This is a genomic window from Cohnella phaseoli, from assembly GCF_003386235.1.
In the GTDB taxonomy this organism is placed as follows: domain Bacteria; phylum Bacillota; class Bacilli; order Paenibacillales; family Paenibacillaceae; genus Cohnella; species Cohnella phaseoli.
This window is the reverse complement of the sequence record NZ_QRDZ01000009.1, coordinates 244,926-267,461: the sequence shown is the minus strand read 5'-3', so window position 1 is coordinate 267,461 and position 22,536 is coordinate 244,926. Positions and strand designations below refer to the sequence as shown.

18 protein-coding genes are annotated in these 22,536 nt (G+C 48.7%); 1 reads left to right on the top strand and 17 read right to left on the bottom strand.

Features of this window, described 5'->3' with window-relative positions; translation table 11 throughout:
- Positions 1–530 precede the first annotated feature (530 nt).
- The 10 genes from DFP98_RS14105 to DFP98_RS14055 all read right to left on the bottom strand — a co-directional run bounded on the left by DFP98_RS14105 (position 531) and on the right by DFP98_RS14055 (position 13,926).
- Positions 531–866 (bottom strand): hypothetical protein, encoded by a 336-nt coding sequence (locus tag DFP98_RS14105; RefSeq protein ID WP_116061235.1) that lies wholly within the window; start codon positions 864–866, stop codon positions 531–533.
- 104 nt (positions 867–970) lie between these two features.
- Positions 971–1,477, bottom strand: coding sequence for a DinB family protein (locus DFP98_RS14100; protein ID WP_116061234.1), 507 nt, complete (start codon positions 1,475–1,477; stop codon positions 971–973).
- A gap of 177 nt (positions 1,478–1,654) precedes the next feature.
- Positions 1,655–2,098 (bottom strand): cell wall hydrolase, encoded by a 444-nt coding sequence (locus tag DFP98_RS14095; protein WP_116061233.1) that lies wholly within the window; start codon positions 2,096–2,098, stop codon positions 1,655–1,657.
- Between the two features lie 619 nt (positions 2,099–2,717).
- Positions 2,718–4,163, bottom strand: a complete 1,446-nt coding sequence (locus DFP98_RS14085) for a DHA2 family efflux MFS transporter permease subunit (protein ID WP_116061231.1) — start codon at positions 4,161–4,163, stop codon at positions 2,718–2,720.
- A 291-nt stretch (positions 4,164–4,454) separates the two neighbouring features.
- Entirely contained in the window at positions 4,455–7,520 is a 3,066-nt protein-coding gene (locus DFP98_RS40130; protein ID WP_181917680.1) for an FAD-dependent oxidoreductase, read from the bottom strand.
- 296 nt (positions 7,521–7,816) lie between these two features.
- The gene (locus DFP98_RS14075) at positions 7,817–8,476 is read right to left on the bottom strand and encodes a CatB-related O-acetyltransferase (RefSeq protein ID WP_116061230.1); all 660 of its coding nucleotides are present in this window, start codon (positions 8,474–8,476) and stop codon (positions 7,817–7,819) included.
- Positions 8,477–8,620: 144 nt separating this feature from the next.
- The gene (locus DFP98_RS14070; RefSeq protein ID WP_116061229.1) at positions 8,621–10,612 is read right to left on the bottom strand and encodes a glycoside hydrolase family 127 protein; all 1,992 of its coding nucleotides are present in this window, start codon (positions 10,610–10,612) and stop codon (positions 8,621–8,623) included.
- Positions 10,613–10,641: 29 nt separating this feature from the next.
- Positions 10,642–11,511, bottom strand: coding sequence for a carbohydrate ABC transporter permease (locus tag DFP98_RS14065; protein WP_116061228.1), 870 nt, complete (start codon positions 11,509–11,511; stop codon positions 10,642–10,644).
- Positions 11,508–12,431, bottom strand: a complete 924-nt coding sequence (locus DFP98_RS14060; protein ID WP_116061227.1) for a carbohydrate ABC transporter permease — start codon at positions 12,429–12,431, stop codon at positions 11,508–11,510. The genes DFP98_RS14065 and DFP98_RS14060 overlap by 4 nt, the downstream gene beginning before the upstream one ends.
- Positions 12,432–12,504: 73 nt before the next feature.
- Positions 12,505–13,926 (bottom strand): ABC transporter substrate-binding protein, encoded by a 1,422-nt coding sequence (locus DFP98_RS14055; RefSeq protein ID WP_116061226.1) that lies wholly within the window; start codon positions 13,924–13,926, stop codon positions 12,505–12,507.
- Positions 13,927–14,228: 302 nt separating this feature from the next.
- Between DFP98_RS14055 and DFP98_RS14050 the strand changes: the two genes are divergently transcribed.
- The gene (locus DFP98_RS14050; protein WP_116061225.1) at positions 14,229–15,119 is read left to right on the top strand and encodes a helix-turn-helix transcriptional regulator; all 891 of its coding nucleotides are present in this window, start codon (positions 14,229–14,231) and stop codon (positions 15,117–15,119) included.
- 77 nt (positions 15,120–15,196) lie between these two features.
- Here DFP98_RS14050 and DFP98_RS14045 read toward each other — a convergent pair whose 3' ends face one another.
- The 7 genes from DFP98_RS14045 to DFP98_RS14005 all read right to left on the bottom strand — a co-directional run bounded on the left by DFP98_RS14045 (position 15,197) and on the right by DFP98_RS14005 (position 22,323).
- Positions 15,197–15,808 carry an FMN-binding negative transcriptional regulator gene (locus DFP98_RS14045; RefSeq protein WP_116061224.1) on the bottom strand — a complete coding sequence of 204 codons (612 nt, stop codon included), beginning with the start codon at positions 15,806–15,808 and terminating at the stop codon, positions 15,197–15,199.
- Positions 15,809–16,622: 814 nt separating this feature from the next.
- A complete protein-coding gene (locus DFP98_RS14030; protein ID WP_116061222.1) occupies positions 16,623–17,942 on the bottom strand; it encodes an ABC transporter substrate-binding protein in 1,320 nt (439 codons plus the stop codon).
- 41 nt (positions 17,943–17,983) lie between these two features.
- Positions 17,984–18,982: an efflux RND transporter periplasmic adaptor subunit gene (locus tag DFP98_RS14025; protein WP_246016527.1), complete on the bottom strand. Its 999-nt coding sequence runs from the start codon at positions 18,980–18,982 to the stop codon at positions 17,984–17,986.
- A gap of 193 nt (positions 18,983–19,175) precedes the next feature.
- Positions 19,176–20,051 carry a carbohydrate ABC transporter permease gene (locus tag DFP98_RS14020; protein ID WP_116061220.1) on the bottom strand — a complete coding sequence of 292 codons (876 nt, stop codon included), beginning with the start codon at positions 20,049–20,051 and terminating at the stop codon, positions 19,176–19,178.
- A gap of 13 nt (positions 20,052–20,064) precedes the next feature.
- Complete coding sequence (locus tag DFP98_RS14015; protein ID WP_116061219.1) at positions 20,065–20,937, bottom strand: carbohydrate ABC transporter permease; 873 nt, start codon at positions 20,935–20,937, stop codon at positions 20,065–20,067.
- The gene (locus tag DFP98_RS14010; RefSeq protein ID WP_116061218.1) at positions 20,934–21,758 is read right to left on the bottom strand and encodes a hypothetical protein; all 825 of its coding nucleotides are present in this window, start codon (positions 21,756–21,758) and stop codon (positions 20,934–20,936) included. Before DFP98_RS14010 ends, DFP98_RS14015 begins: the two co-directional genes overlap by 4 nt.
- On the bottom strand, positions 21,748–22,323 hold the full coding sequence (locus DFP98_RS14005) for a sigma-70 family RNA polymerase sigma factor (protein WP_116061217.1): 576 nt from the start codon (positions 22,321–22,323) through the stop codon (positions 21,748–21,750). Before DFP98_RS14005 ends, DFP98_RS14010 begins: the two co-directional genes overlap by 11 nt.
- Positions 22,324–22,536: the final 213 nt, after the last annotated feature.

Here is a 22,536-nt window from a genome sequence, read left to right as displayed (position 1 = left end):
AGACGGATAGAGTCAAGCTTGTCGAGGAGAATCAGCGCGTCATACTACGTTAGGCAAAGATAAATGAATATCCAATTTTGTGGAAAATCGCGTCTTCTGTTCCTGCTCTGATTTTTTGGCTTACTGGGAAGAAAATCAAATGGGAAAATATGAAACCAAATCACAATATTGGATTAGGCCTCACCCTTCGACTATTATGTCAGGTTTGATGCATGACTAGTGCAAAAAAGTGCCTCGACTCCACCTGAGCCCCGGAGTGAAGGCCAAAAAAGTGCCTGAATGCCCCCCAACGGACGCGGTCGCTCATAGTTCTCCTAACCTGACAACGTTGGATCCCCCCTCCCCTTCTTTTCATCGAGACTACGAAAAACGCAAAAGAAACCGTCCTTTGGCAATGGAGGTGCGACCCACCATTTATGAAAGGAACGGTTTCTTTGTACACTTAATATACAATCACCAACTTTACCTGCCAATGGACCTTCAGGAAAACATCCCTCCTCAGCATCTTGTTGCCAAAGGTTCAGTCCGCCTCATCCGCCTACCAGATCCAAGCTTACTTCTTTTCCGTTTTTATATATCCGTATTTCCCCATACTCATTGACACAGCTTAGTTTATAAATTCGTATCGTGTCTAATCTCTTATCCTGATAATCATGTGTACCTTGTTCTTCTATACTTACGACTAAGACATGATCCAGAATCTGGGCTGTAATCGATTGAAGAAATTTGGCTTCTTCTCCGTCGGGTACATTAGGATACTTAGCTACCAGATATTGCGTTTCTCCTACTGGTGAATATAAATATAAACCATTTTTATTCTCAAGATTATTTACAAATAGCTGGACATCTTTATTCAGCTCCTGCATTTTCGCTTCCTTTATTACAGTGGAAGCTTTGCTGCATCCAACTAAACCGACTACAACTAATATAAAAAAAGAAAACCGAATTGCTCTCCGAATAAGCAACTCAATCACTGATGCCTATCTATAATTTCATTTATTTGTTTCATGTGCCTTTGTTCATGCAAATACAGTGACTTAACCCAATCAATTAATAGCATCTCCTTAAAGACCGGGTGTGTAAAATATCTTCTGCTCAGTATTGACGGGTCTTCTATCGTATTTAATAGCTCAAGCAGCTTCTTTCTTGAAAGGTTTAGTTTCTCTACGATTTCTTGGCGTTCCATAAGTTCATCCGTTGGTTTAGCGATGTCAGGAGCATTCCATTTTTTACTTCTATCGAGTAGAAATTCTACGGGTTTATTTTCTAGAAGCGAATCTTCCTCGCCCTTTAATCCTTTCTTTATTGCTACGACATACAATTCTTCTGTCTTAAATAGATGTTGACATACCTGACCGATCCTCCAACTGTTCGAATCTTCCTGCTTGTTTAATTGATCTTCACTCAATCCGGCAAGAATTTCGAGTAATTGGCCTCGGGTCTCTGTTAAATTGTGCTTAATTTCTTGAAGCTCCATTATAAAACTCCCTTTCTTTAAGCTTGTCGCCAATTTGGTTGCATTCGTTTTTGAGAAATATCGTCAGTTCCTCTGCCCTTCCATCTTATCAAAAAATGATATTTCTGGAAAATGAAAATAAGACCTATGCCGCTACGCTATGTAAATGAAAGAAGCCGCGATTTACGCGGCACTGAATTAAAACGTATTATATACATTTTCACATTCCTCTGCGGTCGGTTCATAAAAACAGTGCTTCTTCCATCGTCCTACGAACGGCTGATTATACCAGGTTGGCGGACAGGGGCCGGGATTTTCGAACGAACCCGGACGGAAATACCACAGGGAGTATTTGGCGGGCCAGTTCCGCTCCCCATTCACGGCCCGTTGCGCCAAGCGGCGTTCCCTATCTCTTGCGCTTTGATAGAACATCCCGTGCTGCAAGGCTTCGAACGCATGCGGCTGGTTAATCATTTGGGGGATAGTCCGAAGTCCCTTAAAATCGGAGCAATTCGCTCTTACTCGATTAATGCCGACATTTCCAACAAGGAGCATGCCCATTTCGCCTTCGGTCTCGGCCTCGGCTCGAAGCAACCTTGCCAACATATCAATATCCTGCTGCCTGGCCTTTACGACTGCCATTGCCTCACCTCTTTGGATTTCTAGACTCATCATATTGTAGGCGAAGCGGAAGTGTTACTCTGGCAAAATAGAGGGCGATATTATTTTCCGATCCTGACCAGTTCGTGTTGGAGTACGGTACCGCCTTGAAGCGGCTTAAACGGAGACCTCGTTACGCCAAATACGTTGGTTACGAAACGACGGGTAACTGGCTGGGTAATTCGAACTTCATATTTGAACTCTACTTTGCTTATGTCTGCATACAAAAACACAGACTTGTTGGGCCCTACCTCTTGCGTGCATTTCGTCCTATTGCAGGGACTTACTTTTAAGTGGACGGGGGAGCCGCTAGACCAATCTATCACCTGAACGGTAATATCCTGTGACCATCCCGTAAGATTGACTGCATCTACGAGCGCAAACCGCATAAGCGGACTTTTCCTCAGAATGCCCGTCGTATACACGACTCTTCTTGCCTTACTGTTCGCCGAAGTACCCATTGTCCTGTTTATTCTCCCTTCGTCTTTTCTACTTATTAGATGCACTCATTGCCCGAAGGATTGGACTAAATGAAAAACAAAAACCGAACCCGTCACGTAGGGACAAAGTTCGGCTTTTCTTCGACTCGAGAGCACTCACGCTACATTGCCGCAGTGGCGCTTGATTCCCCTTGCTTAGGCGAACGTATAAAGAGCAGCGCTAAAATCGCTCCTGCAAAAGCAACCATACTGGACCAGAAAAAGGCTTGATGAAATCCGGCATTCAAAGCTTCTATAGGATCAGCTGCCGCTTTGGACGCTGTTGTGGAGGCAGCGATCGCAACCATGATAGCCAAACTGATAGCTGAGCCAATCTGGTAACTTGAATTGGCAAGACCGGATGCCAGCCCCGCCTCTTCCGGCTTGGCGCCTGACATCGATGCCATCGTTGCCGGGATATAAGCAAGCGACATCCCTAGCGCCCCCAACAATGAAGCAGGCAGTACATTCCCGACGAATGTACCGTCGATCGGCGTATTTCCCGAGAACAGAAGCATAGACAGCCCGAGTGCAATCAATCCGACGACCAAGCTGGCTTTTAACCCGAACTTTCCGATCAATTTCCCCGTTATAAACATCATGAAGATCGCAATCAGAACCGTCATCGGAAGCAATGCTACTCCGCCGGCGAAAGCGGAAAACTTCAATACCTGCTGCATGTAAAGATTAAGAAAATACCACAGCGGTATCCATCCTCCGGACAGCAGGATGAGCGCGATATTGCCTGCGGCCAAATTAGGAGTTCTAAAAATCCGAAGCGGTACAAGCGGGTCCTTTTTCACCGCTTGAATGATCAGGAAGAGAACAAAAAGTGCGGCTCCCGAAAGGATAGTCCATAGGGTGGAAGACGATCCCCAACCGTTGTGTTCAGCTGTCACGATGCCATACACGAGCAGGACTAATGCAGTTGTAACGAAGACGGCGCCGAGGATGTCAATGCTCCCTTTTCTGCGTATCCCTTTCGACAATAGGCTAGGCGCAACGAGCAAAGCGACAATCCCGACCGGAACATTAATTAAAAACGTCCATTTCCAGCTCAGCCATTCGGTAATGACACCCCCGAGAAAAACGCCAGCCGATCCGCCAGCCGCTGCCGACGCCCCCCAGAATCCAAGAGCCTTTCCCAGTTCCTTAGGGTTTCCGTTGAACAGCATCATGACGATCGTAAGTGCTGAAGGAGCGATCAGAGCGGAACCAAATCCCTGCAGTGCGCGACCCACATTCAGCGCCTCGTCGCTCCAAGCAAAGCCCGCAAGCAGAGAGGCCAGCGTCAGGATCGAAAATCCCCACATAAATATGCTTCGCTGGCCGAAGAGATCCGATAAGCGACCTCCAAGCAGTAGCAAACCGCCAAAGAATATGACGTAAGCGTTAAACACCCATTGCAAGCTTTCCTGCGTATACCCCAGCGATTCCTTGATCGCCGGCAGCGCTACTCCGATAATCGATGTATCCATAATGACCATAAAATTCGCAAGGCAGAGTAAAGCCAATGCTTTCCAGCGTTTAGGATCGGCTTGCGAAAATGCCTGGGATTGCGTTGACATGAGTATACCTCCATCTGATCGGAATTCTCCGATGGTTCTCTGCTTCCCTTAAGCGCTCGTGACGGCCGTCATAAACGAGAGTTACTGGGAACGGATTCCACTGTAGAGTTCGATTAGATTATAGTATAGTCCCCTACCCTATTGTCAAGGATGATTTTAAGCTGAACATTCAATTGCCCCGCTCCTTCTCTCCCTCCCATCTGCCCACAAAACAAAAAAGCCGCAATTTACGCGGCTTCTTAAGGGACTATTTTTCTTGTCAAGATTCATTCCTTTGCGAATCGCACGATACTATTCATACACGATGCCGGCATAGTATTCCAGAACATCTCGCATCAATAGAAAAGCTTCGCCGTTCGTCAGACTTTCTCTCTTTTCAATGGCATCTAACGTATTCGGTTTAATCCATCCGCGCTGAAGCATTTGATCGAGATCAACTGCTTCGTTCGGATCGTCCGAGATGGCCAGCGAGATCGTACGAACGGCTTGCTCGAGGGAAAGCGGGATTTCGCCGGGCTTGTCCAATCCCTTCATCGCTTCTACCGCTTTTCCGGGAAAAGCCTTCGGATGAGCCTTGTTCAATCGCGTCAGTTGATAGGCGTATCTTTGCGCGTTGGAAGGATCGTCGAGCTTAAACTCCTTGTTATTCGACGAACCGCTTGTCATGAGCAAGCTCGCCGCGGCCAGCAAGCCTCTATAAGCTTTGTGCTCTGAATATGCGGGCTTCTTAAATTCGTGGACAGTGAGATCCACGCCTTGCCCCGTCAAGTCGGAACGAAGCCTGGCAATCAAATCCTTCGAACGCGACAGTTCGCGAACGGTGATCCCGTGCTCCTTCGCTAACTTTACCGCAACGCTTGCGGCTTGCCCAGTAGCCATGCCGACGGGGATCACCCGCGCACTGCTGTGCGGAAGCGAGTCGTAGCTGGCCGAACGGCCGACGACGAGCAAGTTATCGACCTGAAGCGGCACAAGCGTTCGGAACGGAATGCCGTACTGGTATGGCGACATGAGAATGTAGCCGGCATTTGTATGATCGGTGCTCTGAACGTCCAGGTCGTAGGAGCCGTAGGCGATCGCGTCCCAGTGATCGCGATTGTCCATCACGTCCGCCAAGGTCAGGCGATATTCCCCGAGAAGGTGTCTCGTTTCCCTGACGTATAGCTCGTCGGCCGTACCGGCAAATTTCAGATTTTTGAACTCCTTAGTATTTTTCGTCAGATAATCAACAATCTTCGGGGCTTCGGCTTTACCCGTGGCCAAAGCTTTCTCAACCGAGGAAGGATCAAGCGGATCGACGTTAAAAATGTGCATGGCGTTAATGAGCATCGTATCGTCGTTCTGCCTGCCGATATTGAGCCCCCGCATTCGAACGCGTTCCGGCGTATCGGAAACGTAATTTTTGGCTTCCGAAAAGCCCCAGGCACTCATGGCGTCAACGCCCGTATTCGGATGTCGGGAAAATGAATTCCAGACCGACGGGGTCACGCCGCTCATCTTGAACACGAGCGTGACGGCCATCTTCGCGTCGGGCTCGCCAAGGTCTTCTCTTCCGAACGTAAAAGGCGCACCGGCGGCAGCCGCGATATCGGCATCCTGCGTCGCATCGATAACCGCGGATGAGGAGATGTTCCGTTCGGCTCCTTTGTCCGTCTTAAAAGAAACGCCGGTTACTTTAATTTGTCCGTTGTCGTCTTTCTCGGATAAAGGCTTCAGATCCCGAGCGTTCATGACCAGATCGATATTCGGCTCGTCATTGACCATTCTGGCGAATGCATTGGCGGCGGTCGTCAAGTCGAACGAGGAACCCTCGATTTGTTCGTAAAATTCCTGAAAAATCCCTTTATTCAAAAACACAGGGTTGTTACGCGAGGTCGAGCTTCCCGGCGCATAGATCAGATCGATCGAATTAAGGCCGCCGTGGGTCATTAAGCCGCCTAACATCGTGCGATTGCGGCCCTCGACAAGCAGGACGCTTAGCCCGTTGCGGGCAGCCGACACCGCCGCGGCCACGCCTTCCGGGTCTGTTCCGACGACAACGACATCGTACGATTCGGTGAGTTTGTCCGTCGTGTTTAGAGACACCTCCGCTTGCTGAACGTTTGGATTGCGAATTTCTTCCTCTTTTTTCACCCAAATTCCGATGGCTACAATAGCCACCGCCAGCACGGCCGCTGTGCCGGCCGTAGCGAATTTTCGAATAGAGACGTTCCGGCGACTCCCCGCATGATCCGGGAGACGGCCGAACAACATCCAGGCCCCCGGAAGAAATTTGGCCAAGAACGCGACGACAGCCAAGGAGGCCGATAGCATAACTGCCCAACTGCCCAAATACTTAAAGTGCGACATCCAGGATATGCCATAGTCCGGCATGAACCGATCGTAAGTATACAGGAACAATAAATGAATTAAGTAAATGCCGAACGAATATCGGCCTAGCGGCTGCAATAGCTTGGATAGCGAATTCGGAAAGCGGCGATAGATGTAGAAGGCCGCCTGAACGATCGCCAGCGCCGACGTTAGGGAATGGAAGTTCCACAGAAACTCGTACAGCGTAGAGTTAAAGCGAACGCCATTGGCGCGAGCTTGATAATAAACCGTGACGTGAACCAGAGCCACGGTTAGCCAGGCCGTCCACAAAAGCGCCCATGCCGATACGCGGGTCAAGCTCGCGTTCGCTTTGGAGACGACAATCCAATTTTTGATTTTCGGATAATAAATGCCCAGCGCCGCCCCGAGAAAAAAGAACGAGAAATAAGACAGCGACCAGCTTCCTTTATTCGTCACATGCCAGTAGTGCTTATTCAGAAGAACGAAGCCCCATTGAACGACAAGGCCGAGCGGTATGAGAAAATGCACCAATCGCGTCCAGCGTTTCGTTGCCCATAGCAGTACAGGGAACAAGGCATAAAACTGAATGCTGATGAAGATGAAGTAAAGATGAGCGTATGCTTTTCCGGTGAGCAGCTTTTTCCAGAAGGTGGCCAAGGCTTCAGCATCGAATAAAGCCTGATTCGCGCCGTAACGCACCACCACGAAGTAAATCGCCGAGAAAACAGCATAGGGCACGAGAATGTACAGCAGTCTCTTTTTGTAAAAGGAACTTATTAGTTTACGATCTAAAGGTCTACGATAATAGCTATAAAATAGGACGAAGCTGCTTAGGAAAATAAACGTGGGCGTTCCGACTCTCATAAAGACGTTGATAAAATTGTAGATCCAGTAATAGCCGGAGTTTTGCATCGCGATCGTTGCGGATGCACTGGCATGCACGGTCAGCACGCATAAAATAGCAAGCGCGCGCACAAGCTGCAGCTCCGGTATGCGATCTTGGTTGCGTAAAGCTTTCGTGTTCACAAGCTCAAGCCTCCCTCTAAGATGTAAAGTAAAGCCAGTATAGAGAGAAGTTCTTACCGAATTGGGTACTCATAGCTTTGGGTCCGCTTAAGAAATGCTTAAAAAAAGAATAGATTTCGCAAGCTCCATTGGCCGAACACGGCTCCATGCCATCCATTATCCGTCTTAGTCTCATTGAATTGTTCAGCGTTAAATCGACAAAAAACCGCAAAGCCTAATGGCCTTGCGGTTTTAATTAACCCTATTAACTATCTGGGCATATCGGTGTGTTACGTTCCGCGACGCGAATCCTTAACTTATCCACCAACGACCTCCTGCTTATAGAAAGCATACAATCGTTCGATTGAGGAGCTGGATAGAAGCGGAATCGCCTTTTCAACCCAGGAACGATCCCAATCGAACCAACGCATCTCCAGCAGCATATCGATTTCAGATTCGCGGAATCGTTTTCTGATCTCCTTTGCTGGGTTTCCGCCAACGATCGTATAAGGCGGCACGTCCTTGGACACGACCGAGCCAGCTGCAACGATAGCTCCTTCGCCGATGGTAACGCCGGGCATAATCATCGCGTTCATGCCGATCCAGGCATCGCTTTGGATGACTGTGTCGCCCTTGGGCTCGTAAGATTGTTCTATCTGCTCGGCAAAGGGATAGACCGTAATCCATTCGGGATGGTGATTATGATTGCCTCCCATCAGGATGACGGCTCCGCTGGCAATGCAAACATAGTTGCCGATCATCAGTTTATCGAGCTTCCAGCCGAATTGTTTAATGGGATTAAATAGTTTTCGCGACTCGATATCTCCCCACAAATATCGTACGCAGCCATTTTCAAAATTCTGATTCCCATAGTAGCCGGAGTAATACGAATATTCTCCCACTTCAATAAGCGGATTGGACACAAGGTCCTTCAAATACTTGATCTCCGACCAATGGTGAAATAAAGGATTGTTCATCTTATATTGATACCTCGCTTCTAAGTTTGGGGTAGGAACTTAGAAGCTGCAGCGAACAGCGACATTTTTGAGCATTTTCAAACGACGAGCCAATATCCTCATCCTTTCTATAGGTTACAGCCTCTATCATAACATATTTACCGATTAACAATCGCGAACCCACACGGCCATCTCGCCGACGTTTCGATTGGCCCAGGCGAAATACGGAATGAATCGCCCTATGAACGACTCGGTTTTCAGTCCCGCGTGGGAATCCTCAAGGTATAGATTTTCCTGCCACTCGTCAGAGGCAACTCGATGTACTGTCGTCTCGATGACCTTCACGCCACCTAACAGATCAGGAATGAAGCGAACGGAAAACTTATTCCCTCTCGCAAGATATAATTGGTGCAAGTTCCGACCGTTATCCGCTTCCTCCATGCAATAGACGAATGGGCCGTGCTGCAAAGCTACTTTTCCAAATGTATCCCGCACGTGCGGATGGCCTTTCATCCGTCGGACTTGCATATCGAAAACAAGATCCACCGCATCATCATTCGACCAGACACGGTCAATGATTAAGTAGCCTGCCTTGAGATCCGCATCGTCATAGGTGAAGGTTTGCCCGTTCAACTGCAGGGTTGCCTGGCCGCCGGACCAGGAAGGGATACGAAACGCCAGCGCGAACCGCAACGGAGCATCCGTCTTGACCGTCATCCGCGTAATCCCGTCCCATGCATAGGCCGATTGCTGTTCGAGACGCACCTTCTGACCGTTCAGTTCGAGATTAGCCTGCCCGCCAATGTACAGATGCGTGTAGACCGTCTCATCTCGAACGGTATAGATGTACTCGCCCAAGGAAGCGAGCAATCTCGCGATGTTCGGCGGGCAGCATGCGCATCCGAACCAGCCCTGGCGCTCCGGCTTCACGTGATCGTAGATATGGTTTTTGCCGCAGGCGTCCGGATGAACTTCCAGCGGATTTACATAGAAGAACTTCTTACCGTCGCGCGACATCCCGCTGACTACGGTGTTGTACAGCGCTCGCTCCAGCACATCGGCGTATTCGCCGTTCGGCTCGATCTCTAACATTCGCCGGGCAAAGAAGATAAGCCCGATCGAGGCGCACGTTTCCGCATATGCCGTATCGCCAGGCAGATCGTAATCGAGCGAAAACGCCTCTCCTTGAGCCATCGATCCGATGCCGCCCGTAATATACATTCGTTTGGAGACGATATTGCGCCATAGCTTACGGCAAGCTTCCAACAGCTCTGTGTCCCCTGTAAGGGCGGCAACATCTGCCATCGCTGTCGTCATATAGACGACGCGGACGGCATGTCCCTCCGCTTTCTCTTGCTGACGTATCGGCTGATGCGCCTGGCTATAGGCATGGTCGTGAGCCATGTCCAAATGCGGGAAATGAACGGTCCCGTTTCTCTTCTCGAATTCCTCCAAATAAAAATGGGGCTGCTCGCCGCGCTGATCGAGGAAATACCGGCTAAGCTCCAGGTACTTCTCGTTGCCGGTCGCCCGATATAGCTTGACCAGCGCAAGCTCGATTTCTTGGTGGCCGTCATACCCGTGCAATTGACCAGGCTCCGACCCGAATACGGTATCCATATAATCCGCAAACTTGCAGACGACATCCAGAATTTTGCGTTTACCCGTCGCGTTATAATAGGAAACGGCCGCTTCGATCATATGACCCGCGCAGTAGAGTTCATGGCATTCTGCCAGATTGGTCCAGCGGCGATCCGGTTCTTTTAATGTAAAATAAGTGTTCAGATAACCGTCCTGCTGTTGGGCTTTGGCAATAATATCGATCACTTCGTCCGCGATCCGCTCAAGCTCCGGATCGGGCTGCGTCGCGAGTAAGTACCCGACTGCCTCAAGCCATTTAGCTACATCGCTATCCTGAAACACCATGCCCCAGTACTCGCCGTTTTCTTCTCCCGCCGCAATCTTGAAGTTTCGCACCGCGGAGCTGGGCTCTACCCCGGGAATACGATCGTTCAGCGCTTCCCACTGGTAAGGTACAATGACCTCTCGAACAAGCCGAATATATTCAGACCAGTACGGATCTTCTATACGGACTTGATTTAATTGCAATAAACGCGATTTCCCCGTTATGTTAGACGCCTCTAAGTTTCTGCTCATAGTTTCTCCCGCTTTCTTTCTTGGAGCTGCTAATTTTTCAATCCGGTCAGAGTGATTCCCTCTACGAAATACCTTTGACCAATCAGGTAGAAAATAACTCCCGGAGCAAAGGATAGGCACGTGGCTGCCATCGTCAGCGACCAGTCCTGCTTTAATTGGCCCCTGAAGTTAGTTAGTCCCAAAGCTATCGTATATTTATCGCTCGAGTTAATGTATATCATCTGCTGGAGCAGGTCGTTCCATAGCCCGATGAAGATAAACAAAGCGACAACGATCATAGCCGATCGGATGGCCGGCATAATGATGCTGAACAAGATACGGAAGTAACCGGCGCCATCGATCGTTGCCGCTTGATCGAGCTCTCTCGGGATGGACATAATAAACTGTCGGATCAGAAAGATATTAAAGGCGCCGCCGCCGCAGAAATAAGGCAAAATCAATGGCAAATAGCTGTCTTGGAGCCCCAGTCCCCTTGTCCACCCGATATAAAGCGGAATGAGCGTAACCATAGCCGGCAGAAGCATGGAACCGATGCATAGGGCCCAGATCAAATTTTTGCCCCGAAACCGCAGTCTTGCAAAGGCATATCCGCACAAGGTGGCCGTGAATGTCCCTGCCAAACAAGAAGGAACGATAATGATCATCGTGTTCCATAAATATTTCCAAAACTTAAATATCTCTAGTGTCTTTTCATAGTTGGAGAACAGCCAGTTTTGCGGGATTAGAGACGGCGGGTACTTGTAAATCTCGGCATTCGTCATCAGAGACGTACGGAAAATCCACCAGATCGGGAAAAGCACGACAACTGCAAAAACAACGACGACGGCAAACGTAATCATATTCGCGGTTAGATCCTTGCGTTTCTTGCTCCTTAGCCTGCCGTATGCCGCTACGCTCATTTGTCGTCGCCTCCTTCATTGAAGATCCATCGATTGGACGTCTTGAACAATACGGCGGTAAAAGCCGCTAGAATAGCGAAAATAATAAAGGTAGTCGCGCAGGCATAGCCCAGCTTGTAATTCACGAACGCTTGATCGTACATGAGATAAGTCATGAAACGAGATGAGTTGCCGGGTCCGCCATTGGTCAGAGAAAGGGCCGGCGTGACGACTTGGAGATTGGCGATCAAGCTCATCAGCAGGTTGTAAAAGATGATCGGCGTCATGCATGGCACGGTAATATGCCAGAAGCGATTCCACCCGTTCGCCCCGTCCATTTCGGCCGCTTCATGGTAGACGCTCGGAACGTTCTGAAGCCCGGCCAAGAAAATCACGATCAAATTCCCGGCCAGCCATACCGAAATCAGGGAAAGCGACGGCACAACGTAGCTGGAGTCGGCAATAAAGAGCACCTTGCGCAATCCGACTTCGGAGAGAAGAAAGTTGAAGAATCCGAAATTCGCTTCGTACAGCCATGACCAGCCCACATAGATTGCGGCGGCCGGCAACACGAACGGCACATAGAATACGGCTCTGAAGATACCTCTGGCCGGAATTTTACGATTCAGCAGCATCGCGATAAAAAGCGAATAAATCATACTTCCGACAACGGATAAAACGGCAAAATAGATCGTCGCCAGGATCGAGTCTTTCAGATAAGGGTCGGTGGTGAAGAGCGTGATGTAATTATCGAAACCGACGAATTTGGGGCTTTTCAGCCCGGTCCAATTCGTCAAGCTGATTCCCAGCACCCCCAGAAGAGGCACATACGTCAGAAAGATCAGTCCGAGAAAGGCAGGAATCAAACAGATATAAGCAACGCGCGCCTCGCTTGAAAAGATACGGGAACGTCGTTCCAGAGGTTTATTAATGGTATCCATATCTCGCTTCCCACCTCATGTTTAAAGGATGACCGCCGCTTGCGTGAGCTTGGCGGTCATCCTTTCTATCAATTTATTGGTTGCCTGAATGAGCTGCTTTTAATGCATCGAGATTTTTGGAAATCGCGTCTTTGGCAGTCGTTTTCCCGGTCCAAACATCTCCAAGAATCGAGCCGAGCAAGGTGTTGAATTCCGTCGTATGGTTGGTGTAGAACCAGGAAGCAGGTCTTGCAGCGGAAGATCTCGCATAATCGACTACCGCAGACTTGTACTCGTCATACGGAGGAAAGTTCGGATTTTCCACCCATTTGCGAGTGAGGGTTTCGTCCGTATACCATTTTTCCAGCGTCGGCATCCAGATTCCCGAACTGATAAGTCCCCAGTTGTTTTCTTCGGAGTTATACCATTTGAGCCACTCCATGGCTTCTGCCGGATGCTTGGTCTGGGAGAATACGACGTTCGCGCCGCCCGTGCCGAGGGTCACTTTATCCTTCATGTAAGGCAGCACGGCAATGCCGTAGTTCAGACCTTCTTCCTTCGCGACATTTAAGCTGGTTCCTACGTTCCACTGACCGTTCGTGGCCATGGCGACCGTTCCCGCAATGATGGTGCGCTGAATGCCGTCATCGGTCTGGCCGACGGACAACGGTGCAACATGATCTTTCAAGTAAAGATCCGCGACCTTCTGAATCGCTTCGATGCTGGCGTCTTCGCCGACTCTCACTTCCGCACCGTCGGCGGAATAATATCCCCCGCCATTGCTGAGAGCCCAGGTTTCCAGCTGCCACGGCAGGTTTTCGACGGATGCGCCATACTGAACGATACCTTCCGCATTAAAGCCGTCTTCGTCTGGATGTTTTCCGTTCTTATCGAGCGTCAGCTTCTTCGCCGCCGCTACGAAATCGTCCCAGGTCCATGCTTTATCCAATGCGGCTGGCGGATAAGGCACGCCCGCTTTGTCGAACATATCTTTGTTGTAATAGAGAAGGAGAATTTCATTGGCTGCCGCGTAAGCTACCGTTTTGCCTTGATATTTGTAGGCGAGGCTATCCAAAGGTTTACTGTCGCTGCCTTCGTACATGGCGCTTACATCGTTCAGCATGCCGTCGGTCGACCACTGGATGACGCCATCCTCCTTAAGCATCCCGGTATCCGGCAATTGACCTCCCGTTGCCTGCGTATTCAGCTTCGTCATATAGCTTTCCCAAGGAATCGCAACCACTTCGACTTCGATTTTGTCTTGGGAAGCGTTGAATTTGTCCGCTGTTGCCTGAACGGTTTTCCCTTCCTCCGCGCTTCCCCACATCGAATACGTAATTTTAACCTTTTCACTCTTCGAAGACGACGTTTCAGGTGCTTTGGTCGCTTCAGCTCCCGATGATGCCGCTGACGATACCGGGTTTGTCTCGTTGTTTTTGTTGTTCCCGCAGCCGAATACACTGAGCGCCAGTGCAGCCGAGAGAAGACCTGCCCCGATTTTCTTTCCGTTGTTCATTGCCCCGCTCTCCCTTCAAAATGTACAAGAATGTATATGTCTATCCGTTTGGCCCAGCCTTCGAGCTAAACGTTTAGAACCATAACCTTGAAGCTCCCCAGCATGGGACGACTGAACGCGGTGTGATTTTGGAAAGCGTTTTAATTGTATTGTGACATGGGTTTTCTTTTAATAAAACACCTTATTCCAACCTATTTTTCAATTATTTCAACCTTTTTTAATTCATCCAGGGAAACTCTTTTTATCATGTTGACGATACAGTACAATGGACTCTGAACCATTCAATATTGGGAGGAACGAGTATGGATTCTGCGATTTTACACTTCATTTCTCCACCCATTCCCTATTTCGTAGACTGCGGTTATGCCTATTACGGAGTAGGAGATTCCCATATCGAAAGAAATTGCATCCAAGTATTCGATCTCATTGTTGTCCGAAAAGGGATGCTTTCGATTGGAGAGAACGGTTGTTCCTGGGAAATTAACGAGGGTGAAGGATTCATACTACTGCCGGACGGACACCACTACGGCGACGTTCCCTGTACGACGGATACGGAAATCATTTGGATTCATTTTCAAACCTTCGGCAGTTGGCAAATCTGCTGCGACATGAACGAATGCTTGGGAAAACAGATGGAGTTAATCGAAGAACACAAAAAGCTGGCGTATCTCCACCATGCCGATGTTTCTTCCATCTTCATTCCCAAACATATGAAGCTGTCGCCGAAAGCGCTGGAGGTGCTGGAAACCTTCTTTCAGCAGGAGAACGAGCCGCAATCGCTTCGAAACTGGAAAAGACAAGCCTCCTTCCAATTGTTCCTTCAGCATCTGGACCGTGAATTTGCATCGCCCATGAACGACACTGCGATTAGGATAGCTGACCGAATCGAACTGTTCATCCGACAAAACTACGCTAGCGATATCACGAATTCGGTATTGCAAGAAAAAATGAACTACCACCCCAATTATTTGGCTAAGGCAATGCTAAAGGTCTATGGGATGACCCCCATAACGTATCTCCAATATTACCGTCTCGAACAATCCAAACGCCTGCTGCTGCAAACCCCCTTGTCGATTGCCCGGATCGCCGAAGAGGTAGGCTTCCAGCATGTCTCGTATTATTCCGCCTTATTTTCCAAGAAAGAAGGCCTCTCTCCCACAGGCTTCCGCAGAAAATTTGCATTGAAGCGTTAGTTGCAGTTGCAAGAATCTGCACGCTGAAAAAGGCAGCCGAAGACCGGCTGCCCCATTTCATTATATTCCCCGTTAATTTAACGGGCCAGGTTACGTTTCATAAGTAAAGCGATTTTTTGCTCGTCGGTGTTTGGGATCTTCTCTAGCTGTTGAACAACGAATTCCTGACGTTGTACGGAATGATTTTGGCTTAACTTGGCTTTTCCTTCCACCCTGTTTATTTTCATTTTAAAAGCTTGTACACCTTTATTCATGGCGCTCAGAAAATCAGGATCTATATCCTGCAACCTGTAAGAGCTATTAACGGCTTCATACTTGGATACCATATCACTCAAGGAGTCCATCAATTCAATCTCGTCATCTATAAATTCGACTTCTCCATATACGTGAACGGTCACATAGTTCCATGTTGGTACCGCTTTGTTGGTTTCGTACCAGGAGGGAGAAATATAGCAATGCGGACCATGAAAAACGGCCAACACAACTTGATTCCTTATCTCTTTCCAATGAGGATTTGAACGAGCAAAATGCCCATACAAGTACAAACGATCCCCATCTAAAATTAAGGGCAAATGGGTCGCATAAGGTTCTCCGTCATGCTGTGAGAATAATGTAGCGAAGCTGTGTTCCCTTATAATCTGATGAGCGACTGAGATATCGGTAATCTTAAAATGTGCTGGTGTATACATAATGAGTCTCCCTCCTGTTCCTAAATAATAAGCAAATAAGCGGACTTGCAAAAGCTCCAATTCCCATCCATTCCACTATGCCAATTTCTCTGGTAACATGCAACAATCGCTTCTCGGTCATGCGGCCAAGCCGGTATCTTTTTTTATTTAATAGGCATTCGCTGAGATTTGTTTACTTTGGGTGATTGTACTGAACCGTTTAGTCAGTCGTACATAAGCTAACGGTGTGATGAATAATCACAAATAAACAAATCGGTGGTGAATACTTTGAGCGGAGTTTATGGTGGTATGCAGGCTGCTGCTTTTGTACTTGTACTCTTCATACTCTTGGTAATAATTTTAAGAGCTGGCTACTAATAAATATCGTTCAAACCCGCGATGCAATAAGAGTCGCGGTTTTTTTTTGCGGATGTACCCTTATCGGCGATGGCCGCTTTTAACATTTGTGCCTCGTACCGTGCTGCGCTGTTTATTTTTTGTTTGCGACTTCGACATCGTGACATCAGGAACGTTCGGACTGATCGGGATCGACGCGCTGAATCGAATGTCATCAACTGAGACCTCGTCGGTATCGCTTTCGGTTGATCCTCCGTCGTCATTCGACGCGCTGCTTGGGGAATTATTGCGTACATTTCCGAAAATAACCGTACCTTCGTTTTTTACAATAACAACCCTTCCGATATGACAAGACATAAATAATCAGCTTCCTTTTACTTTGTCTGCGTTGTCGGTACATGCTATTACTTTATGTGAGCGTGTTAGCATCGGCATTGGCTTTTCCAACAGGAACTGGAGCCCGATCTTCTGTTGCCGTCTACTCATTCAAATAAGTCGTCACACGGTTCGCGACCAAATCGGCAACCGCTTGAGCCGATTTCTGACCGCTGTAGAAAGCCTTTGCTTCCTCTTCGATGATAGCTTGAATCTTCGAATCATTTTGTTGCGGCGTGACCGCCTGCGATACCATCTGCCTGAGCCTGTCGCCGTCTGCCTTCTGAACCGGGATCGCGGACCCCATTGGCGACTCAACTGCGCCTTTGTCCTGAAGCTCCTTGAACATTTTCTCATTTACTGATTTATTGACGGAGAACCCTTGCAGATCAGGCATCGTCTGGATCTCGTCTGACATTAAGTACTTCATGAAATCCCACACTTCCGCCTGTACCTTCGAATTTTTATTCATCCCCAAGGTCATATTCATGACAAAAGCGCCTCCAGCCTGTTGCCCTGCAGCGAGCGGCTTATAATAAATCTTCCCCTGCTCATAGAACATCGCCGGCCCAATAAAATAATCTTCAGGCGACAGGATCAGAGCAGGTGCAAAGAAATAATCTCCCGCGCTCACTTCGGCATCCGTGATCACCTTGTCCGCATACATCGTCCTCACCTGCTCCATCAGCTCAACGAATGCATGGGCATCGAAGCTGGCAGGGTGCTTCTCTGTATGGACAATGCGTGTATAGTTATCGACGAACAGATTGTTCAGCATCAGCTCGGGCGGCGTATTCCCCATCGAATACTCGTGGATTCCTGATTCCGCCAGGCCCTGGCCCACTGTTGTGAATTCTCTCCATGTCCATGTACGGTCGTCGAATTTCACGCCGGATTGCTCGATCGCTTTTGCATCGCCCATAAGACTGTCCAGGAAAAACCGAAGGGGCAGCGTATAGAGCCCGCCTCTCATCTTGGCCCCGTCCAGGATGTTCATTTCATACGATCGCGGATCAAAGTCGGGGTCCCGCTCCATCCATTCGCTTAAGTTCGCTAACGCTTGTCTGTCTACGTATTTCCCAACCGGGAAGCCGCTCACATCCAGGGAAATTAAATCGGCTCCCTTGCCAGACAATAGCTCTGTATTGGTGATATTCACATATTTCTCGAGTTTGCCTTCAAGATCGGAGCCCTCGCCCTGACTGTATTCCTGAATTTGAATGTCTACATCGGGATGCCGCTCTCCGTATTTTTTCGCAGCAAAGGAATACACAGGATGCGCTTGGAATACGGATAAGACGATTGTCTTCCTGGCTTGTCCCTCCTGCTCGAATTGGTTCGTCTTGCCGGCCTGTCCGCCGGCGCATGCTGACAACGCCGTCATTAGGGCAACAATCAAACTAAATGCGCCACTTTTTTTCATATTAAACCTCTCCTTTATGGAATCGATGCGACTCCGAACTATTAGACTCTTACGCGCTGACCTTCCGTTAGCGGCTCGCTGCTCTCGACGACGATGCGATCTTTCAGGTATACCCCTTGTAACACCAGTGTTTCTTGACCATTCGTCCCGCCAAGACGGACGGGCGCCTTACGAACGATAAAAGTATTGCCTAACGGACCTAAACGCTCTTCGATGACAAGCACGTAGCTGTTTTTCCCTTCCTGACGAAGCGCTGCGTTCGTTATAAGCATGCCGCCATCGGTTTTCTCCGTTTGTGTCAACTCCACGTTCACGAGTTCATTCGCTTGAACATTCGGATGTTGGACCTTCACAACGACTTGGTGACTGGATGCCAATGGATGGGGATTCCCTCTCCCTCCTTCTTGGAGGGAAGCTTCTTCAGTTTCTGCTGCAGTTGCGATTGCTCGAATTTCGATTATGATCCCTTCAACCGCAACCGCCGCTCCCTCATGTTCGATTTGAACGTTCAACTTCTCCTCGGGACGCAGCTTCCTCCCCCAGACATCCGGTACGTCTATTTCGAATTGATACCCTTGCTGACTATTCACTACGCTAATGTCCGGGCCTCCGCTCCCCGAAGGCAGCTGCGCCGTCGCCCGAACTTGCGTCACAACCCCGTCAAAAGGCGCAAGGAGACGTTCGCGAGCGCCCGTCTCAGACTGCATCGTTCTCAGTTTTCTCTCCTGAACTCCAATGGCCAATTGCGCGCGTTCCAGCTCCCGCTTCGAACGGCGCACTTGCATCTCGTCGTTATTTTGAACGGCTTCAATATAGGCATCCTGCAACCCGGCCAACGCTAGTCGCTGCTGCGCGAGTTCGTCTTGCCTATCAAGAACTTCCTGCTCGGCGGCAGGATTCTCGTACGTCACTAGCGTCGTCCCTTTGGCTACCCGGTCTCCTTCTTTCACATGAACTTTCTTAACGGACCATTCCGCCTTGTTCGATAAATCGATACGCTGCCGAGGCATCAGCCTGGCTGTACCGTGCCATGTTGTCACTAGCGCTCCTTCCCTTCCTAGTTCAGTTCGTACCTTTGGCAGGTTTAATGTCAACAACGTGTTGCTTGCCAGAGTAAGAAAAAGGAGCGAACCGAACAACAGACCGGAGAACCACACGATTTTTCGTTTTTTCCTTACATTTAGATCCTCTGTGGGCGCAGCAGTCATTCTATCCCCCCTCTCGCTCTCAGGGCTACCCTTTAATCCCCGACATTTGAACCCCTTCGATAAAATAAGCTTCCGCATATAAAAACAGGAGGACCATCGGCGCCATATAGATCAGCGATGCGGCAAAGCCAATGCCTTGGGCTTCCTTATGAAGGGTGGACAAATAAAGCGATAAGGGCTGCTTAAATGCATCCTTCAAGAAAATCAAGGGCTGTTCGACCATATTCCAATAATCAACGAACAGCAAAATGATCAGCGCCGCAATTCCCGGCTTCATTAAAGGAAGCATAATTCGATAGAAAATCCGATAGTGGCCGGCACCGTCGAGCTGTGCCGCTTCAACAAGCGCATAGGGAATCGAGAGCATAAATTGCCTCAGCATAAACACACCGAACGCTGCGAATATCCCTGGCAAAATAATCGCGCCGGCTGTATTCAACAAACCTAATTTGTCAGCGATAAGGTAATTCGGAACCAAGGTCACTTGGAAGGGCATCAGCATCGTCATTAAGTAAACCCGAAACCAACCCTCTCTTCCCTTAAACCGGAGCTTGGCAAAAGCATAGGCTGCCAGCGCGCTTACAATCGTCTGTCCTGCAATGATGGCAGCAACCATCGCGGCGGAATTCCAAAACATAAACAAATACGTTGGCGACTCTAGCAACACTTTCCTGTATTGTTCGAAGCTCAGCCAATCCGGAATAAGCTTCAGATTTACGAATACAGCAGGCTCCCCTTGCGTAACGACTGGCATCGTCCCCAACAGTCCGTAATTCCCGAGAATTTCACGCTCTGTCATAAATGAATTTGTGAAAGTAATCACAAATGGAGAGAACATCAAGAGCCCGATGCATGCCATCGCCAGCGTGAGCGGTAATATTCGAGTTAAACTCTTCTTCATTCATCCTCCCGCATCATTCCATAAATTGCGTGTATCGTTTCTCTAAGCGCAGCAATGCGGTCACAAGGATGAAGATACCTATCACCATAAGCGTTGCCGCCGCCGACAGCTTCTGCACATCCAGCGCGAGGAACATATTGTTCATATAGTGTTGAAGCGTATAAATGCTGTCATGCGGATAATCTCCTGCGATCAGGTACGTTTCGCGAAATATTTTGAACGTATTCATCACCGACATCAGGACGACAAAAACCATCGTTGGCGTCAAATAGACAAGCGTAATCCGATAGCATTGGAACCACTTGCCCGCCCCCTCCAGTTCGGCCGTTTCATAGTAATCTCGCGGAATGCTCTGCAGGCCGGCGAGCAATAAGATCATGTTGTAGCCGATATGCTTCCATAGGTAAAACAAGGAGATTACGCTTCTCGCCCAGACCGACTTCATCCAATCTATCCGTTCAAGCCCGGCAGCATGCAGCCAAGCGTTGAATGTTCCATTCCAATCAAAGAGCGCTTGCCACACCATCACGACGGAGGCTACGGGCACAACTAACGGCAAGACAAAAGCCATCCGAAGAAACTGACGCAAATAGAGATTCCGATTCAATACGAGTGCGATTCCAAGTGACAGCATAAGCATCAAGGGAACGTTCGCCGCCATGAACCAAAACGTGTTCAAGACGGCTTTACGAAAGGAATCGCTACTCAGCAGTTCCATGTAATTCGAAAATCCAACAAATGAACCGCCAATCGTTCGATCAAGTACCGAGTAGACGAGCCCCATTGCGAACGGTATCAGATAGAATAATGCAAAGCCAATGACGCTAGGCAACAGGAACGTCAAAGCCACTCTGCCCTCTCTATAATTAAGAGGTTTCCGCGTCATGACTTCTCCGGAGTGAAAAATGCAACGCTTGTACTTCCTTCTTGAAGGTTCACTTGAAGCATCGTCCTGCCATCCTCCGCAGCCTTGTAGATAACGATGCGCGGGCTTGCTTCCTGCGCTTCATCCTCAGCAGCACCTGCCAATTCAGGCTGGTACCCATCCGTGCTTACCTCCAATCGCTTCAAGAAGGCAGTAGCTATAGAGATCGCGTCTCCCTCACGCAGCTGCGATGCAGGCTTCGCTAACGGTTCTATGCCAATTGTCTGCACAAAACGAAGCTGGTCTGTCTCCGCATCGACATTGGCGACAACCTCTTTATGCGGCTCCTCGAATGTCTTTCCTTTCTCGATCAGAACGACATTAAATAGATGGATCCGTTCTCCTCCACGGATTCCTTTGGCAATTTGCGCACTCGCGATGTCGAATTCCTTCGTCTCGGGGAACCCGCGGTAAATGAGCTCAAGCACTTCTTGGGCCGTCTTGTTACCGGTAATCTCATCTGCATACAGGTTCGTGGTGGTATAGTTCGAATCCTCATCTTTGGTGACGAAGCTGCGCAAAGGTTCTGTCCCCGATAGATTAAGCAGCGCCCGAATTTGCGCCGCTACGGCGGGGACGGTATAAATGACAACCGGCGTTAGGAGTATAACCGCAAGCACACCTGCCGCAATGCGAACTTTAAGATTCGAGCTTGATTTAAATTTGTCATTGCGATAACGAGTGAAGGAAGTTTCTTTAATGCGCTTCTGCATTTCGGATGGATGTTCCATTGCTTCCGCACAATCCTGCAGCCTATCGCGGAGTTGTTGTTCAATGGACATAAAGTCGTTGCTCCTTTTCCGGTTCAAGATACGGGCTAAGCTCGCGCAGCTTCTTTAGCGCGGCGTGATGTCGGGATTTGGCCGTGCCTGCGGGAATATTCAGCAATTCCGCAATTTCGTCGAAAGTAAAGTCGTGATAGTAGCGCAAAATAACCACCGTACGAAGCTTGTCCGATAATTGATGAACGAGTGCCAGCATTTCCCCGTGAGTTTCGATCTCAAGAGCGCGACGATCCGAGAAAAGATGCTCTTCCACCTCCAACAACCGCTTCTTCTTGAAAATCCGAAATCTCCTCCAGCTTTTGGTTCTCCACTTCTGTATTTGTTTCATTGCGATACCGTACAGCCACAATCGGAAAGGACGATTTGCATCGTAATTGTCGATGGACCGCCACAGCTGAAAATAAATCTCGTTCATTACATCTTCGATCTCATGCTTGTCCGTCATCAGAAAGACGACGGAGCGGTAGATTTCGGGGAACGACCATTCGTAAATTACTTGAAATGCAGAAGGATCCCCCTCCTTCAACCGTTTGATCCAGTGCTCGATATGGATGTCTTTCACGAAAAAAGGGCCCTCCCTAGTAAGCTTACAATCTATATTGCCGCCTTCATTGGAAAAGGTTCGATTTATAGCTAAAGTTTTTTGGAAAATGTCCCCGTTTCTAAGTTGTAAGATTATTGTTGCTATTTCAATGATATGAGCATATATTTTTACCTGAGGAAACTTTTTGTCTGTCCAGAAAAAGTATTTGGGTCAGGCAAAAATACGCAGTAA